This is a genomic window from Micromonospora sp. SL1-18, from assembly GCF_047921505.1.
GTDB lineage: Bacteria > Actinomycetota > Actinomycetes > Mycobacteriales > Micromonosporaceae > Micromonospora.
This window is the reverse complement of record NZ_JBLROA010000090.1, coordinates 1-16,878: the sequence shown is the minus strand read 5'-3', so window position 1 is coordinate 16,878 and position 16,878 is coordinate 1. Positions and strand designations below refer to the sequence as shown.

Sequence of the window (16,878 nt, the reverse complement as noted above, 5' to 3'; positions counted from 1 at the left end):
CCAGACGGCGGTGACCCGGTGTTCGTGATGCCGGCGCCGTTCATGTACGACGCGAAGGCCGACAAGTCCTCCCCGGTGGGCTACGCGTGGAGTGACCGGGTCACCCAGCGGATGCAGCAAACGTACGGGCAGACCACGATCACCGTGTCCGCCGACGCCGGGTGGTTGGCCGATGCGGCGCGGGTCTACCCGGTGGTGATCGACCCGACCATCAAGATTCAGCCGGTGCCGGACGACGCGCAGGATGTGCAGATCTCCTCGGGCGCTACCAGCACCAATTTCAACGACACCTACCAGTTGAAGGTGGGTACCGGCTCGTCCGCGACGTGGCGCTCGTTGCTGAAGTTCAACGTGGGTCTGATCCCGACCGGCACGGCGATCGACGACGCCGAGTTGATGGTGTACTACGACCAGAGCCTGGACGGCATCTACGCCAATGACGTGCCGATGGAAGCTCAACGGCTCACTGGTGACTGGACTGAGGACACCGCCACCTGGGCGGGTATGAGCGGCAAGGGTGACACGTCGCTGACCGGCAACATCGTCACCGTCGACGACGGCGACACCAACACCGCGGCCAAGGGCACCTGGACTGCCTCCACCAGCGCGCTGACCGCATACGCCGTGGGCGGGGACTACCACGTCAACAGCGACGCGGTCACCGGCGACACCTACACATACACGCCGACCCTCACCGAGGCCGGCGAGTACAAGGTCGAAGCGCACTACGTCGGCGCCTCCGACCGGGCGGACCGGGCGCCGTACAAGGTCTACTCCAAGGGCGGCGCCATCAAGACTGTGGAGGTCGACCAGCAGACGCCCAGCGGCACCGGCGCCTGGGTCAACCTGGGTCTCTACCAGTTCGACGCGGGCACCACCGGCAAGGTGGTGCTCGGCGACCAAGCGAACAGGGCGGTCATCGCCGACGCCGTGCGGTTCAGCAAGAACGGCGCGCTGAAGGAGGCGTCACACTCCAGCACCTGGATGTCGTTCCCGGTCCGGGCGACCGCGCAGCAGTGGATCAACCGTACTCAGCCCAACTACGGTGTGATGTTGAAGGCGAAGAACGAGGCGCTGGCCAAGCAGGGCGGCGCGATCTTCGAAGCGTCCCGGTACGCGTACATGAACGACCGGCGCGACTACAACCTGCCGAAGCTGGTCGTCACCTACGGCCGGCAGGGTGTGACGGTGAACCCGCCGACCACGATCACCTCGACGGGCGCGGTGCTGGACTGGCCCGGGTACAAGGACCCGGACAAGGCCCCGGGCACGGGCGACGACATTGTCGAGTACCAGGTGCACCGCAGTGCGCACCAGGTCTACACGCCGAGTGCGGCGACGCTGGTCGCGCCGGTCTCGTCGAGCACCCAGTCGTTCCAGGACACCACGGCCACGCCGACGCCGGCGGACAAGACCAACCCGATGGACCGGCAGTTCTACTACTACATGGTGGCGGTCAAGACCGCCGACGGGCAGCTCATCCCGGGCCCGACGGTGCCGGCCATGCTGCCCAAGGCCGGCCAGATCACCAAGATCTTCCGGACCGGCGTCACCGACACCACCCTGTCGCAGCTGAAGGACACCACCAACGTCAACGTCTACGACGGTGACCCGTACATCGGTGTCGGCAACAACTCCACCGCCTACGGCGTCACCCGCGGTGTGGTGAAGTGGTCCAGCCTGGCCGGGGCATTCCCGGCCGACGCCCAGATCACCAACGCCCAGCTGCGGATGTGGAACGTCTCCCTCCAACCCGGCACGGACCAAACCCAGTACGTCGACGTGTACAAGCTCACCCGGGGCTTCACCGACGAGAAGAAGGCAACCTGGAAGACCTACGACGGGGTGAAGCCGTGGATCACGCCTGGCGGTGACTACGACACGTCGTGGAAGGCCGGCTTCAACGGGTTCACCAACGACCCCGAGTGGGAAACCTGGGACGTCACCACCCCGGTCAAAAGCTGGGTGACCGCTCCGGACACCAACCACGGTCTGCTGTTGCGGATGCGCGACGAGGCCGTCCCGAGCGCCCGGGCGATGATGCTCGCCTCCGAAGCCGAAGACTCGATGTTCGAGCCGACGCTGGAGGTCACCTACCTGGAGCAGACCCCCGAGTCCACCTACTACGCCGCGAAGACCCCCACCAACCTCGCCCCAGCGTCCACCTACACCACCCCGGTGTCGGTGTCGAACCCGACGCAGGCGGTCTGGAAGGCCAGTGACTGGGAGTTGGCCTACCAGTGGGCCCGGCCCAACGACGATCCGGTCGACGAACCCGCTGCGGTGGTGGCCACCCCGCTGCCCGCGGACATCCCCGCAGGTGGCACGGTCGACCTGACCGCGCGGGTGAAGACACCGGCCAGCACCACGGACGGCAACCAACGCACCGACTACGTGCTCAACTGGGAGTTGCGGAACAAGCTGACCGGCAAGTGGCTGTCAGACACCGCACCGATCGCCGCCCTGCCGCAGAACGTCGCGGTGGTCGAGCCGACCTCCGACCAGTTGGGTCTGGAGAAGTTCTACTCGTACGCGGGCAAGAACACCGGCGCCGGCGGCACCCTGATGAACAACCTGTACTCCGGCAACACCGTCTGGTCGTACAACGCGTTCAGCAACCCGTCCCGGGGCCTGTCGACCTTCGTGCGGCTGGCCTACAACTCCCTCGACACCAGCGACACCGTCGCCGGCTACGGCTGGTCGCTGCAGGCGTCCTCGATGATGCGCCTGGGCAGCCCCCTGGACTTCCACCCGAACCCGAACCCGACCAAGGTCACGTTGACCGACGGTGACGGGACGAGCCACTGGTTCACCTGGGACCCGGCCACCTCGACGTGGAAGAGCCCGAAGGGCGTGCACCTGCACCTGGAGAAGGTCACCAACCTCGACTGCAAGCCCAACACGCAGGAGCCGAAGGCCTGGCGGCTGACCAAGCCGGACCGCACACAGTTCTTCTACGACTGCGAGGGCTTCCTGACGAGCACGGTGGACAACAACGGCAACGAGATGCTGTTCACCTACGAGGAACGCAAGTCGAACAACAAACCGACCAAGTTCCTGAAGTACATCACCGACCCGATGGTTCGGCAGACCCTGACCGTCGACTACTACGCCAAGGGCCAGGACTACGACTACATCGACGACACCGACTGGACGCGGAAGTCGGCGACGAAGCTGACCAACCCGCACATCATCGACCACGTCTCGCAGGTCACCGACCTCTCCGGCCGGAAGATGACCTTCACCTACACCGACAAGGGACTGCTCGGTGAACTGGTCGACGGGTCCGGCTCCAGCGGCAGCATGGGCGCGCCGAAGGTGTTCACGTTCGCCTACGACATGACCCAGGGCAACAAGAACGTCAAGCTGGTCAGGGTCACCGACCCGCGGGGCAAGGCGACCAGCCTGGTCTACAACTACCCGCAGACCGGTGACGACCCGAGGTTCCACTGGACCACCAAGTCCTACACCGACCGCCTCGGCAACCTCACCAAGTTCGGCTACGTCGACCCGGACGGCCCGCAGGGCAAAACCATCAACACCACGGTCACCGACGCCGAAAACCACACCACCCAATACCAGATGGACGGCTACGGCCGACCCACCGAAACCACCAACGCAAGAAACCAGATCACCAAACTCGAGTGGGACGACGACCACAACGTCCGCACCCTCATCGAGAACAACGGCGCCACCTCGACGTGGACCTACGACGCCAAGACCGGCTACCTGAACGAGATCAAGGATGCCGAGGCGGTCCAGAATGGCTGGTCGGGGACCAAGCTGACCTACCAGTACCAGCTCAACGGCTACGTCGCTGATCTGGTCAGCAAGAACAGCCCACAGGGCCGGAAGTGGACGTTCGGCTACACCGCCGCGGGTGACCTCGAGTGGGTGGTCGACCCGGTCGGCAACACCACCCCCGAGCAGGACGACTACAAGACCATCTACACCTACGACCAGTTCGGACAGATGCGGACGGCGAAGAACGCCAGAGGCTTCACCACCCACTACGACGACTTCGACGCCAACGGCTACCCGAAGACCATCACCGACGCCAAGCAGAAGTCGGCGACGTTCACCTACGACGAGCGTGGCCAGGTGAAGACGGTCACCGACGCCTACCAGAAGGTGACGTCGCAGGAGTACGACACGTTCGGCCGCCCACGCGAGAACCGGGTCCCCAAGGACCAGGACACCGGCGACTTCATCGTCACGCCAGCGCCGAAGTACGACGAGAACGACAACGTCCTCGAGTCGTACGCGCCCAACGGCGCGACCACCATCGCCCAGTACGACGCGGCCGACCAACTGGAATACACGCTCGCCCCGATCGACGAGGAGGGCGACCCGCAGCGCAAGACATCCTTCACCTATGACAAGGTCGGCAACCTCAAAACCGCCACCGAGCCGAAGGGCAACCTGACGCCGGAGGTGAACGGTGACTACACCACCACCAATGTTTATGACGAGATCTACCAGCTGACCAGCGTCACGAACGCCAAGGGACACAAGATCTCGTACGAGTACGACAACGTCGGCAACGTCTCGAAGGTCATCGACCCCCGCAAGAACGCCACCACCGACACCGGCGACTACACCACCCTGTACGAGTACGACAAGGCGCACCGCGCCATCAAGGTCACCGATGCGCTGGGCAAGTTCACCACCAGCACGTACGACCGTGACGGTGTGGTGACGGCCGCGACCGATCAGCTCGGCAACACCGCCGAGCTCATCCCCGATCCGCTGGGCAGGCCGGAGCAGGTCAAGGTGCCGCACAAGAACGACAACGGCACCATCACCTACCGCACCACGGAGCTCAAGTACGACGAGGTCGGCAACCGGACAAAGGTGGTCAGCCCTCGTGGTGTGGCCACCCTCAACGATGCGAACGACTACGTCACCGAGACCGTCTACGACGAGCTGGACCGGGTCAAGGAGACCCGCACCGCGTTCGACAGCAATGATGCCCGCTACAACACCTCGGACGTCACCACCTACACCTACGACAATGTCGGCCGGCTCGCCACCGTCAGCATGCCCCCGTCGGCCGGTGAGTCCGTGCGCAACAACACCGTCTACACCTACTTCGACAACGGCTGGACCAAGACCAGCCGCGACCCCTGGGACATCCTCACCACCTACAACTACAACAAGCTGGGCGCCCAAACGAAGCGGACGCTCACCCCAGCCGGCGAGGACCCCGAACAGGGGTCGTCCAACCGGACCATGACATGGTCGTACTTCCCCGACGGCAAGCTGGCGTCCCGCTCCGACAGCGGTGTGCCGGTCGGCCGGCAGGTAGTGCTGGTCGACAACTCCGACTTCAACAACACCACCGCCACCGGCACCTGGACCACAGCCACCACCGCAGGCGACAAGTACGGCCACAGCTACGCCACCCGGCCGGCCGGGACCGGCACAAACACCTTCACCTGGCAACTCAACGTGCCCCAGGCCGGCACATACGAAGTGTTCGCCCGCTACCCAACCATCACCGGCGCCGCCACCAACGCCAAGTACACGATCAACCACGGCAGCGGCGACACGGTAAAGACCGTCAACCAGACCGCCAACACCGGCACCTGGGTCAGCCTCGGCTCGTACAGCTTCACCGAAGGCAACACCCACAAGGTATCCCTGTCCGACCAAGCCACCGGCACGGTCGCCGCGGACGCGGTGAAACTGGTCCGGGACAACACCGGCGAAGCCGACAACGAAAAAGCCGACTACACCTACCGGTACGACCCGAACGGCAACCTCAACACCATCACCGACACCTCCCCCCACGCCCGAGTCGACACCTACAACATCGACTACACCGACCTGAACCAGGTACAGACAGTCACCGAAAGCAAAGCGGAGACCAAGAAAAACACCACCACCTTCACCTACAACGAGAACAGCGCACCGCTGACCACCACCCACGACAAGCAGTACGCCAGCTACGCCTACGACGACCGTGACCTCGTGTCGACCGTGGTCAACGGCAAAACCGCCACCGACCCGAACAGCAAGACCACCACCTTCACCTACACCGACCGTGGCGAGAAGCTGAAGGAGACCAAGGGCAACCGCAACACCGTCGACTACACCTACTACCTCGACGGGCTACTCAACACCCAGGTCGAGAAGAAGCCGAACGGGACGCTGGTGTCGGACCACACCTACACCTACGACCTCAACGGCAACCGCACCCGCGACGACGCCACAAAAATGAACGCCGACAACCATGCGGCGTACCTCAACACCACCAGCACCTACACCTACGACCCCCGCGACCGCCTCGCCACCCTCACCAAGAACGGCGACGGCGCGGGCATCGAGAGCTACATCCACGACGCCAACAACAACGTCATCGACCAGACCATCAAGAACACCAGAACGACGTACAACTACGACCGCAACCGGCTCCTCACCGCAAGCACGGGAGGCGCGACCTCCTCGTACAACTACGACCCGTACGGCCGCCTCGACACCATCACCGCAGCCGGCACCGTCATCGAGCGCAACGTCTACGACGGCTTCGACCACATCATCGAAAACCGCAAGAACAACGGCACCAGCACCTCGACGACGAAGTACAGCTACGACCCGCTGGACCGGACCGCCACCAAAACCACCGACGCCAGTGGGGCGAAGGAGAAGACCACCACGTTCAACTACCTCGGCCTCTCTGGCGAGGTCCTGGACGAGGAGGTGGCCGGAAAACTCACCAAGTCCTACCAGTACTCCCCCTGGGGACAGCGCCTCTCCCAGATCACCCACAACAGTGACGGCACCCAGGAAAACTCCTACTACGGGTACGACAAGCACACCGACGTCGAGCAATTGACCGACGACAGCGGCGACACCAAGGCCACCTACGGATACACCGCCTACGGTAGGAACGACGACGCCCAGTTCACCGGTATCGACAAACCCGACACTGCCGATCCCATGAAGGAGCCGTACAACGCGTACCGGTACAACGCCAAGCGGTGGGATCAGACCTCCGGTTCCTATGACATGGGTTTCCGGAACTATGATCCGGGCCTGAACCGGTTCCTTTCGCGAGATAGCTACAACGGGGCACTCTCGGACCTCGATCTGAGCCTTAGCCCGTACACCAGTAACAGGTACGCGTTTGGTGGCGGCAATCCGATCTCGATGATCGAGGACGATGGCCACACACCATATGTGGATAACTTTGAAAAAGCCGCTGCCAATTCCTGGATGTACTACTATTACGAGCAGATGGCTCTCCATCCTGAAAACAGGCCTAAGGGCAAGTCGGACCGGCCCGGATATGGGTATGACGTCAGGGAGAAAACGCTATTCGGCGCCGCCGCCGTCTATGACAAGGATGGCAACCTAATTGCGCAGGACGACAACTTCCGCAGCGGGGGTGGGACGCTTCCAGGGGAAGGAAAAAACGTTCAGCAGGACAAGCATTTGGAAAAGCGCGTGATCCGCTGGTTCGACAAGATGGGGAAGCTGGAGCCCGGCAACACCCTGGTGATTGTGGTCAACAAGGAAGGGGCACCGGCTTGCTCGCGATTTAAGAGCTGCGACAACGCGATGCGTCTGACAGCTGAGGAAAAGGGCATCCGGATCCTCTACCTCGAGCCAGGCAAGAAACCGGTCCCATACGGGAAGGGAAACTCGAGCGCCATCATCAAGCTGTCGTCCATGCCCGTGCCTAAGCGCGGCATCGTCTACAAGTCTCCTGGTGGCGGGCCGGGCGGGGCCCCGCATGGCCCTGGAGGGGTCGGCCCGAAGGGACTTGGCGCCCTAGGAGCATTGAGTGCCGTCGGCGACATCTATATGATTTACAAGCTTGGGGGGCTCTTTGCGGGCGAGCAGGAATCGAAGGACTACGCAGCGGATCTGCTCTGTGACCTCGGAAATCCCTTGTACTGCCCTGGGTTGCCCCCCACGACATGAGTGCCCCGCTCAAAGCTGTTGATTTTCTAATCTGATTAGCAGGGGCCTGCGGCGTGAGTCGTAGGCCCCTACCATCTGAGCTGATAGGATTCCCGCATGCCTCAATGGTCAGAGCCCAATCGGGAAGTAGACTGGTCTTCGGTGAGCCACGCGTACGGCCCCGCCGGCGAAGTGCCAGGTTTGCTGCGTTCCATCAGGTCTGGCAATCAGTCGGTCCGGCAGCAAGCCTACAGCGACCTCGCTGGGCTAATGGTTGACGAAGGTTCGCGGTTCGAGGCTAGTTCTGCTGTAACCCCCTACCTGATCAAGATAGTGGCCGACCCTGCAGCCCCTGATCGCTTTGCGGCCTGCCAAGTATTGGCTTCTATCGCGGTGGGTGACGAGAGTTCCTGGCTGAGTGATGGTGCCGACCCCTCACGTATGCGGTCGGAGGTGGAGCGGCGCGCGCTGATGAGCAAGGAGGAGTTGGAGGAGAACCATCAGCTATGGATCGCTTCAGCGCCCAACGAGGAGGAACGCAGTGAACGGGCCCGCGGGGCCAAGTGGCGGGACCTTGAGGCTGAACGGGACGAGGAGCGGTGGGCGATTGAAGCCTATGATGCGGTCCGCGCAGGAGTGCCAGTATACTTAGCGGCGTTGGAAGCGCCTGAGAAGGCCGTTCGGCTGTACGCCGCCCACCTGCTCGCCTGGTTCCCCGAAGACGCGCAGAGCATTAGTCCCGCTATAGGGCGTCTGGTCACGGAGGAGTCGGATCCAATCGTCGCGTCGACTGCTTGCATGGCGGGGGGTCTTGCTGGCGTCAGGGGCGACGAAGCGTTGATCGATGCCCTCTCGGCCCGACGCGCCAGCGCCAATCGTGGTGAGGCATGGTCCGCAGTACTGGGTCTGTCCCGGATCGTCACACGTCCTGACCGATCCCTTGTCTCGGACCTCTACTCATGCCTATTCGGGGCAGTCGGCCCCGTTCCCTACTGGCCCTTCCTCGAAGGCGACATGTCGGCAATGGCCGCGTTCATTATCCGAGATCTCGGGCCCGACGTCGCCCAAGACCGCGTTGCCGTCCTCACCGAGCGGGTAACGAGCGCGGGAGCTGACACAGACCTCTTCATGTTGCTGGCCGCCACGCTGGACGCCGCTTTCGCAGATGGGCCGTTGCCGGAAGGAACCAGGTTCGATGATCTCACCCCCGATCAGCAGTCGGCCCTCTTGGCGTTGGTGCAGAGCAGCGTCCTACGGGCCGGTCCGATGGTGCTGCGGCTGCTCGGCCGCTACAACCTGCCCCAAAACGAAGCGGGACTCCGGGCCTTTTGCGGGCTGTGACACGAGGTGACGTGCGGGGTTCCAAAACCCGGTCATCGTTTGGGGTTCCATAACCCTGTCACCGAGTCTGGGCTGGGCCTCTACGCGGCTCGTTCGTACTCGTTGATCAGCCTGTGGGGTGCCAAAACCCCTATCGTTTGGTCTGAGCTGGGTCTATGCGGCTCGTTCGTACTCGGTGATCAGCCCGCCGAGGACGGGACGGCGTCTGATCCGCTCGTGGGTCAGGTCAACGATGGGACGGTCGGAGCGCGGGGGCTGCAACTGCAGCGCACGGTGGGGACGCCGCCGGTTGTAATGACGCGCGTACTCGTCGAGTGTTCGGCGGAGGTGTGCTTCGCCGAAGATGAGCATCCGGTCGGTCACCTCTGTGCGGGCTGTGAGGACGAGCCGCTTAGCGCCTCGATCCACCGATGAGTGTCGGATCGGCGGGGTCCCGAAGATAGAAGGTGCCCTCTGAGCTGGAAGGATAGGAGTTGCGACGCTTCTATCCGCCGGTTTGAGAGGGCACCTCGCAGGTGAGATTACGCCATGACGCGCCGGTGGTGCGCGCGACGTTCGACGATCCGAATCTGGTGTCGTGTGCCGGTCTTGTTCCGGTGATGCGTTTGGCCGAGCAGGCGGGCCTGCATGACGCGGTCATCGACCGGGTGCGGCTGCCGAGCGACAAGGGCGCGAACCCGGCGGGCAAGGTCGCCACGATCATCGCGGGGATGCTTGCCGGCGGGGACAGCATCGACGATCTCGACATCGCCCGGCACGGTGGCATGCGGTCGCTGTTCACCAGCGTGTACGCCCCGTCGACGCTCGGTTCGTTCCTACGGACGTTCACGCACGGGCACGTGCGGCAGTTGCAGGCCGCCGCCCGTGACACCCTGATCGGCCTGGCCGGGCGGGCACCGATCCTGACCGGCGCCGACGTGCTGACCTTTGTGGACATCGACTCGATGCTGCGCCGCGTCTACGGCAAGCAGAAACAGGGCATCGGGTTTGGCCACGCGAAGGTCGGCGGCTACAACGTCTACCTACGCGGCTACAACCCTCTGGTGGCCACCGTTTCCACACCGCTGTCAGCGCCGGTGATCGCCGCGACCCGCCTGCGGTCGGGCAACGCCGGCTCGGCCCGCGGCGCCGCGAGGATGATCACCGAAGCGATCACCACCGCCCGGGCCTGCGGCGCGACGGGCGAGATCGTGGTGCGGGCCGACTCGGCGTTCTACGCCAAGACCGTGATCAGCGCCTGCCGCCGCCGGGATGTGCGGTTCTCGGTCACCACCCGGATCGACGCGAAGATCCGCACCGCCTGCGACAGCATCAACGAGGACGAGTGGATCGACATCCGGTACCCGCAGGCCGTCTGGGACGACGACACCGGCCGGTGGATCTCCGACGCGCAGATCGCCGAAACCACCTACACCGCGTTCGCCGGCACCCGCCACGCCGTGACCGCCCGGCTGATCGTGCGTCGGATCCGCCGCGACGACCCCGCCCAGATCCCCGGCCAGGAAGAACTGGTACCGACCTACCGGTATCAAACCGTGTTCACCGACAGCCCGTACGCCCTGGTCCAGGCCGAGGCCCAGCACCGCGCCCACGCCATCATCGAACAGGTCAACGCCGACCTGATCGCCGGACCACTCGCCCACCTGCCGTCCGGCCGGTTCAGCGCGAACAACGCCTGGCTGACCTGCGCCGCGATCGCCCACAACCTCACCCGCACCGCAGGACACCTCGCCGCGGGCGCCTACGCCACCGCCCGGCCCGCGACAATCCGGACCAGGATCATCAACGTCGCCGCCCGCCTCGCGCACCGGGCCCGCACCATCCACCTGCACCTACCCGACCACTGGCCATGGGCCGCCGGGTTCGACAACCTATTCACCGCCGTCCACACCACACCCGACTGAAACCCCATACCACCCGGAAACAGGCGGCCCAGCCACAGGCCACAACCCCCACCACCGCCCCCGAACAATCACCCGGAGCAAACCGATCACGAGATCGGCAGCTCCCACACGCCCCCGAACCACCGAACGCCAGAATGATCAACTAGCAATTCGCCGTCACCTCCGTCGTTGGATCGAGGCTTAGAGCCGCTGCCTCGCCACCAGCGGGAACGGCAGCCGACACCTGCTCACACGGCGTCTCGGGCTGCCATCGCTGGTGGCTAGTTCACGACGTTTCACGGTGTCTTGTGCCCCGTGTGTGCCCCACACTTAGTCGGGGTCCTGGAGGATGTCCCCGGATGACTCAACCAGGTCACGGTTAGTCGACAACCGAACGACCGTGGGGACTCGGCGGCCCGATCGGACAAAGGCGATAGCCGCTAGATCCATTCACATGGATCTACCAACGAAACCCCTGGTCGGGACATGTTTATCGATCTGTTACCAAGGGCGGACTTCGCAGACACTGTGATACCTATACGGTCCAACTTAGAACACCGCAGATATGGAGGAATTCATGAGGAAAGTAACGGCGAAGCGACTCGCAGCGGCGGGTGGAGCGTTCGCACTCGCGTTTGCCGGCATCCTTCCTGTCGCCGTACCGGCATCTGCGGCGGTCGAACCCGTTCCGAGCGAAACGGCGATGGAGATGGACATCGAACCGATGGACGTCGATGCCACGACCTCATGCTACAACACGACGCCGCATATTCGGCGAGTCATCGTCGGCAGCGCTAAGGTGCACAGCAGCTATTACGGGTCAGCCCCTGTGGTGGCTACATGGAAGTACAGGCAGCTTTTCCGTGTCGACAAGCGTTGCGTGAACAGTCACGGAAACCTCTGGTGGCACTCGGACTGCTGCACTGGCGTTAAAGGCTGGATCTACAGCCCCTATACAGAGTTCGCCAACTATAACGGCTAACAGAGTTCGTCTACCACCGCTGGTCGCGTTTTTGAGTCTTGCCCAATGCGACGTACAGCGTTGGCCTCTCGAAGAAGATTTCGGGGACCTGGTGGTTGCAAACCCAGGGCTCAAACGTCAAGGTTAGCGGCAGCGGCGCGACGTCAGCGCCCTGCAGCTCGGGCACGTGGCGCGCCTCGATCTTCAAGAATGGCGGGGAGCACATCGCCTCAGACGCCACCATCACCCGCAAATAGAGCGCCTTAAGGATAGGTGCAGCGACCGGCGTAGTAATCAAGCAATAGCGCAAGCAGTCACATAAGCGACTAGCCTCGCGCCTTGGAGGTAAGGTGGCTAGGGCGACAAGGTATGGCGTCCTACCGGACATACAACCTTGTCGCCCTGACGATGACACCGGCGATCATGATCATGTGGGAATCGGCGGCGGACTGCCCGATGCGTGCCGGAGTCGGGCTCGCCTGGACCGCCTCGGCGAGGATCTGGCCGGCGCGGTAGAAGTAGATCCGCCAGATCAGGATCGACTTTCCCACGGCGACCGCGAAGGCGACCGTCGACGCCAGGGAACGCCCCTCGCTCACGTAGGTCAGCCCGGTGACCAACACCACCTCGCCGAGAGCCACGAGGAAGAACTGCTGGTACCGCTCGGCCAAATGCGCGCCGGCGATCGACCATCGGGCGGGAGCCGAGCGACCGAGGCCTGGCACCGGCCAACCGAACCGGTTGGCCAGATACTCGATGGCCAAGGCTGGTCCCCAGAAGAACAACCGAGCTCCGGACCCCGCCAACAGGACGCCGAGGATCCACAGAACCGCCGTCGCCGCGTAGGTGATCAACATCCGCACCTTCAGTCGCTGCCGCTCGTCGCCGCGCAGCGCTATGGCGAGCAGCAGCGGCCGGCTCACCTGAGCGATCACATAACCAGCCACGAAGGTGGCCCCGGCGCCGCCAAAGGCGCGCAGGGTCCCCACTCCCATCACCAGGCTGGCCACCAGCGCGATCAGCACGACAAGCTGGACCGTCGGGTGGTACGGGTCGTACCGGCTGGTCGTCCAGGCGGTGCCCTGCCAGACCGCCCAGAGGGCGAGCAGCAGGAAAATCACCTTGGCGGCGCTGACCACGTTGATGCCGAAGTCGTGCACGCCACGAGCCCTAATGAGGCCATCCACGCCACGGGACACCACCTGGGTCAGCGCGAAGACGAAGGCCAGGTCGAAGAAGAGCTCCAGGAACGAGGCACGCCCCGTCGACTCACCCTTGGGCAGCAACCTCCTTGGATCTCCCAGCATGATCCACCCGTCCGCGGGGTGCCTTCCCGCTCAGGCAGTAGTAGCGCACCTGGAGAACGAGGATCGCCACAACCCGCAAAAGCACATGCGGCTGGTAAGGAAGTGGTAGGCGGTTCACCCGAAGCGCCCGGGGCGGCGTACGCCGCGTGCCGCACCTCAGCCCACCACGGTGACCGGCAGGTCGCCGTCGGCGCACCGGGCGCGGACCCTGCGGGCGCCGGAAACCCCGTCCGCGCAGCTCAAGCGGCGTGCTCGTACTCGTGGAGGATGCCACCGAGTCGATCACGGCGGTGGATACGCAGATGCGTGGTCCTCGCTGGATCAGTGATCGGTTCGGGCAGCGGGTGCAGTGGCCGGGCGTTCGACAGTCCGCGGTGAGGCCGATGAGTGTGATGGAACTGTTCGTACTCGCGCAGGGCCCGCAGCAGATGCGCCTGATTCCAGACCAGGGTGCGGTCGAGCAGCTCGTGACGGCAGGATTGGATCCACCGTTCCATGATCGAATTCATTCTCGGCATGCGGACGCCGCTGAGCCCGACCTTCATCCCGCGGAGGATCGCGTCGAGCAGAGCAGGGTACGTGTCGTCCCGGTCGCGGATGAGGTATCCGACCTTGCAGCCGGCGTCTTCTCCGTCCATCGCCAGGTTGCGGGCGGTCTGGGTGACCCAGGCGGCGGTCGGGTGGGCGGTGGCGCCGAGCATGCGCACGCGGCGGGTGGCGTGCTCGATGGCGGCCAGGACGTACAGGCGGGCGCCGGTCAACGTCACGGCTTCGAAGAAGTCCATCGCGATGATCGCCTCGGCCTGCGATCGCAGGAACGTCGACCAATTTGAGGTGCGCTGCGGCGCCGGGTCGATGCCGGCATCGTGGAGTATCTGCCACACGGTCGAGGCGGCGACCGTCACGTCCAGCACGAGTAGTTCACCGTGGATGCGCCGGTAGCCCCACGAGTCGTTTTCCCTGCTCAGACGCAGCACCAGGGCCCGGACCCAGCGGATAGTCGGCAGAGGCCGGCCGTTGCGTTTCGGCCGCGACCTGCTCGCGTGGCGGTGTGCGATGAGGTCGCGGTGCCAGCGCAGGACGGTGTCGGGGCGTACCAGTAACCGGACGCGGCGCAGCACGCCGCGGGGCAGCCGGTGCAGCAGGGCGGCCAGGAACACCCGGTCGACCGGGGTGAACCGGGGCTTGCCATCGTGTAGCTGCCGTTCGAGGACGGCGACCTGGTGACGAAGCGCCAAGACTTCAACATCTTTGACGTGATCACTCATCGTCAGGAGCCGGAGCATCGCGAGGGCGTTGGTGACGGCGAGGTACGCCAGTCGCAGCAGCATGGGCTGCATCATCGTCCCCGTCGCTGCCGATCAAGTGGGCGCTGAGGCGTAGATGAGGGCAAAAACCTGCGCTCACGACCGCACCGGCCGTGACCAGCGCGGACGTACTTTTCCGGCACCCGCAGGGCGGGCCACCGATCTGCCCAGTTGACTCGGACACGATAACCGGTGTCAAGCACGCGATAAGCTGACGGTCTGTGCCGCTCTACTCACCCTGGCCCACGACGGGCCGGGACCACCCCGTGATGGCCCCGGCCCTCCTCGGAGCATCTTCGCGCACTGGTGAAGGGCGATGTGTGCTCGGTCCGCGTAACGCCGGGAAACTACACTACGGGCAGTACGCCGACTCAGTCACTCATGATGCGTGGCGCTCACCATGTCAGAGCCCTGCGCCCCGGGGCTGCCTCAACCATCCGACGCAGCAGGGCGTTCCTGGGACAGGGGGCAAATCCCGCAGACCTGTTCCAAGGCGTCCCATAGCCTGGGCTGATGTTCATACGCCCATCCGAGCCACGCGACTACCAGCAGATGGCGGACATCCTCGATGCGATAGGTCATGACCAAGAGGCATGGGACTACCGGTTTGACGCAGACGTGAAGCCCTCGTTTCCCAGCTGGGTCGCTTTGGACGGCCAACGGGTCGTGGGGATGATCGAGGGGCGCTTCGATGGCGACTACGACGAGCGCTTCGAGCAACGCGACCATCCTTCGCCGCAGGCGTGGATCTATTTAATTGGAGTCCGCTCAGGCGTACGGCGGCAAGGCATCGGCAGAGCATTGCTGCGCTTCTTCACGGAACAAGCGGTCCAAGCTGGGTGCTCGTTCCTCGCGTTGCTGCCAGACCAGAGCGACGATGACGTGCCAGACCGGGTGGCGTTCTTCCGAGCGTGCGGTTTGGTGCCGCTGCTCGACGACGACCCGAACGACGTGCATGGCGCACCGCTGCCGGAATTGCTACCCAAGCTGACATGAAGGCTGGCGCCGGCCCAGATCGCGTGCGATCCTCTGCCGTGCCAGAACTCGTCGCACATGCTGTGAGCTGGGATTCCTCGGGCCAGGCAGATGATCGCCGGTATGGTCACGCGCTTGCTGTACCTCGGGATGATCCGCTTGTTCAGCGGTTTGGGTTGCTGATCCGTAGTGACAGAGCGTTGCTGGTCGAGGTCCTCGCGCTGCGGCATGAGCTGGCGGTACTACGCCGCCAGGTTCCGGGCCGGCCGCGCCTGTCCTGGCCGGACCGGGCGATCCTGTCCGCCCTGGCCCGCCTGCTGCCCCGCCGGATACGGGAACACCGAATCGTCACCCCGGCGACGTTGCTGGCCTGGCACCGGCGGCTGGTACAACGCCACTGGACCTACCCAAACAAGCCAGGCCGGCCACCGGTCAGCCACGAAGTTCGGGACCTGGTGCTGCGGCTGGCCCGCGAGAATCCGCGGTGGGGGCACCGCAGAATCCAAGGCGAACTGCAGCGGCTCGGCTATCGGGTCGGGGCCGGCACGATCCGCAGGATCCTGGCCGGCCGACGTGTCGACCCCGCCGCCCCGCCAGCAGGACACCAACTGGCGAACGTTCCTGCGCAACCAGGCCACAGGCTTGTTAGCGATCGACCTTTTTCCACGTCGAAACGATCCTGCTGCGGCACCTGTACGCGCTGGTGGTCATGGAGGTGGCCACCCGAAGGGTTCACCTGCTCGGTATCACCGCGCACCCCACCGGACAGTGGGTGGTCCAGCAGGCCCGTAACCTCCTCATGGACCTGGGTGAGCGTGCCAACCGGTTCCGGTTTCTTATCCGCGACCGCGACGAGTACCCAACCGCCTTTGATCACGTCTTCGCCGCCGAAGGCATCACGGTGATCAAGACCCCGCCCCGCACCCCGCAGGCGAACTGCTTCATCGAACGCTGGGGCCGCAGCCTCCGCGACGAATGCACCGACCATATATTGATCTACAACGAGCGACACGCGCTGGCCGCGGTCGGCGAGTACATGGACCACTTCAACACCCACCGGCCACACCAAGGCCGGCAGCAGCGGCCACCCAACCATGACCCGGCCGTCGTCATCCCGATCAACAAGCCCGTACGGCGCCGACGACGACTCGGCGGGGTGATCAACGAGTACCACCGGGCAGCCTGACGCGATCTTA

The 16,878-nt window shown here is 64.4% G+C and carries 9 protein-coding genes and 1 pseudogene; 7 read left to right on the top strand and 3 right to left on the bottom strand.

Features of this window, described 5'->3' with window-relative positions; genetic code table 11:
• Positions 1–27 precede the first annotated feature (27 nt).
• Together ACNAW0_RS27565 and ACNAW0_RS27560 are read left to right on the top strand one after the other, a co-directional pair.
• Positions 28–7,929 carry a DNRLRE domain-containing protein gene (locus ACNAW0_RS27565; RefSeq protein WP_416290940.1) on the top strand — a complete coding sequence of 2,634 codons (7,902 nt, stop codon included), beginning with the start codon at positions 28–30 and terminating at the stop codon, positions 7,927–7,929.
• A 141-nt stretch (positions 7,930–8,070) separates the two neighbouring features.
• Complete coding sequence (locus ACNAW0_RS27560) at positions 8,071–9,249, top strand: hypothetical protein (RefSeq protein WP_416290939.1); 1,179 nt, start codon at positions 8,071–8,073, stop codon at positions 9,247–9,249.
• Positions 9,250–9,402: 153 nt separating this feature from the next.
• Here the strand turns inward: ACNAW0_RS27560 and ACNAW0_RS27555 are convergent, their stop codons facing one another.
• Positions 9,403–9,657, bottom strand: a complete 255-nt coding sequence (locus tag ACNAW0_RS27555) for an integrase core domain-containing protein (RefSeq protein WP_416290938.1) — start codon at positions 9,655–9,657, stop codon at positions 9,403–9,405.
• Between the two features lie 107 nt (positions 9,658–9,764).
• On the opposite strand from ACNAW0_RS27555, the gene ACNAW0_RS27550 reads away from it, so the two are divergent.
• Together ACNAW0_RS27550 and ACNAW0_RS27545 are read left to right on the top strand one after the other, a co-directional pair.
• Positions 9,765–11,153 carry an IS1380 family transposase gene (locus ACNAW0_RS27550; RefSeq protein WP_416290937.1) on the top strand — a complete coding sequence of 463 codons (1,389 nt, stop codon included), beginning with the start codon at positions 9,765–9,767 and terminating at the stop codon, positions 11,151–11,153.
• Between the two features lie 556 nt (positions 11,154–11,709).
• Positions 11,710–12,114, top strand: coding sequence for a hypothetical protein (locus ACNAW0_RS27545; protein ID WP_416290936.1), 405 nt, complete (start codon positions 11,710–11,712; stop codon positions 12,112–12,114).
• A 356-nt stretch (positions 12,115–12,470) separates the two neighbouring features.
• On the opposite strand, the gene ACNAW0_RS27540 is transcribed toward ACNAW0_RS27545, so the two are convergent.
• Both ACNAW0_RS27540 and ACNAW0_RS27535 read right to left on the bottom strand, forming a co-directional pair.
• Positions 12,471–13,400 carry a low temperature requirement protein A gene (locus tag ACNAW0_RS27540; RefSeq protein ID WP_416290935.1) on the bottom strand — a complete coding sequence of 310 codons (930 nt, stop codon included), beginning with the start codon at positions 13,398–13,400 and terminating at the stop codon, positions 12,471–12,473.
• Positions 13,401–13,639: 239 nt separating this feature from the next.
• Complete coding sequence (locus ACNAW0_RS27535) at positions 13,640–14,731, bottom strand: integrase core domain-containing protein (protein ID WP_416290933.1); 1,092 nt, start codon at positions 14,729–14,731, stop codon at positions 13,640–13,642.
• Positions 14,732–15,220: 489 nt separating this feature from the next.
• Between ACNAW0_RS27535 and ACNAW0_RS27530 the strand changes: the two genes are divergently transcribed.
• The 3 genes and pseudogenes from ACNAW0_RS27530 to ACNAW0_RS27520 all read left to right on the top strand — a co-directional run bounded on the left by ACNAW0_RS27530 (position 15,221) and on the right by ACNAW0_RS27520 (position 16,868).
• The gene (locus ACNAW0_RS27530) at positions 15,221–15,703 is read left to right on the top strand and encodes a GNAT family N-acetyltransferase (RefSeq protein ID WP_416290932.1); all 483 of its coding nucleotides are present in this window, start codon (positions 15,221–15,223) and stop codon (positions 15,701–15,703) included.
• A pseudogene (locus ACNAW0_RS27525) lies at positions 15,700–16,185 on the top strand (hypothetical protein); the annotation flags it as partial. The gene ACNAW0_RS27530 and the pseudogene ACNAW0_RS27525, both read left to right, overlap by 4 nt.
• A 206-nt stretch (positions 16,186–16,391) precedes the next feature.
• Positions 16,392–16,868: an integrase core domain-containing protein gene (locus tag ACNAW0_RS27520; RefSeq protein ID WP_416290931.1), complete on the top strand. Its 477-nt coding sequence runs from the start codon at positions 16,392–16,394 to the stop codon at positions 16,866–16,868.
• Positions 16,869–16,878 lie beyond the last annotated feature (10 nt).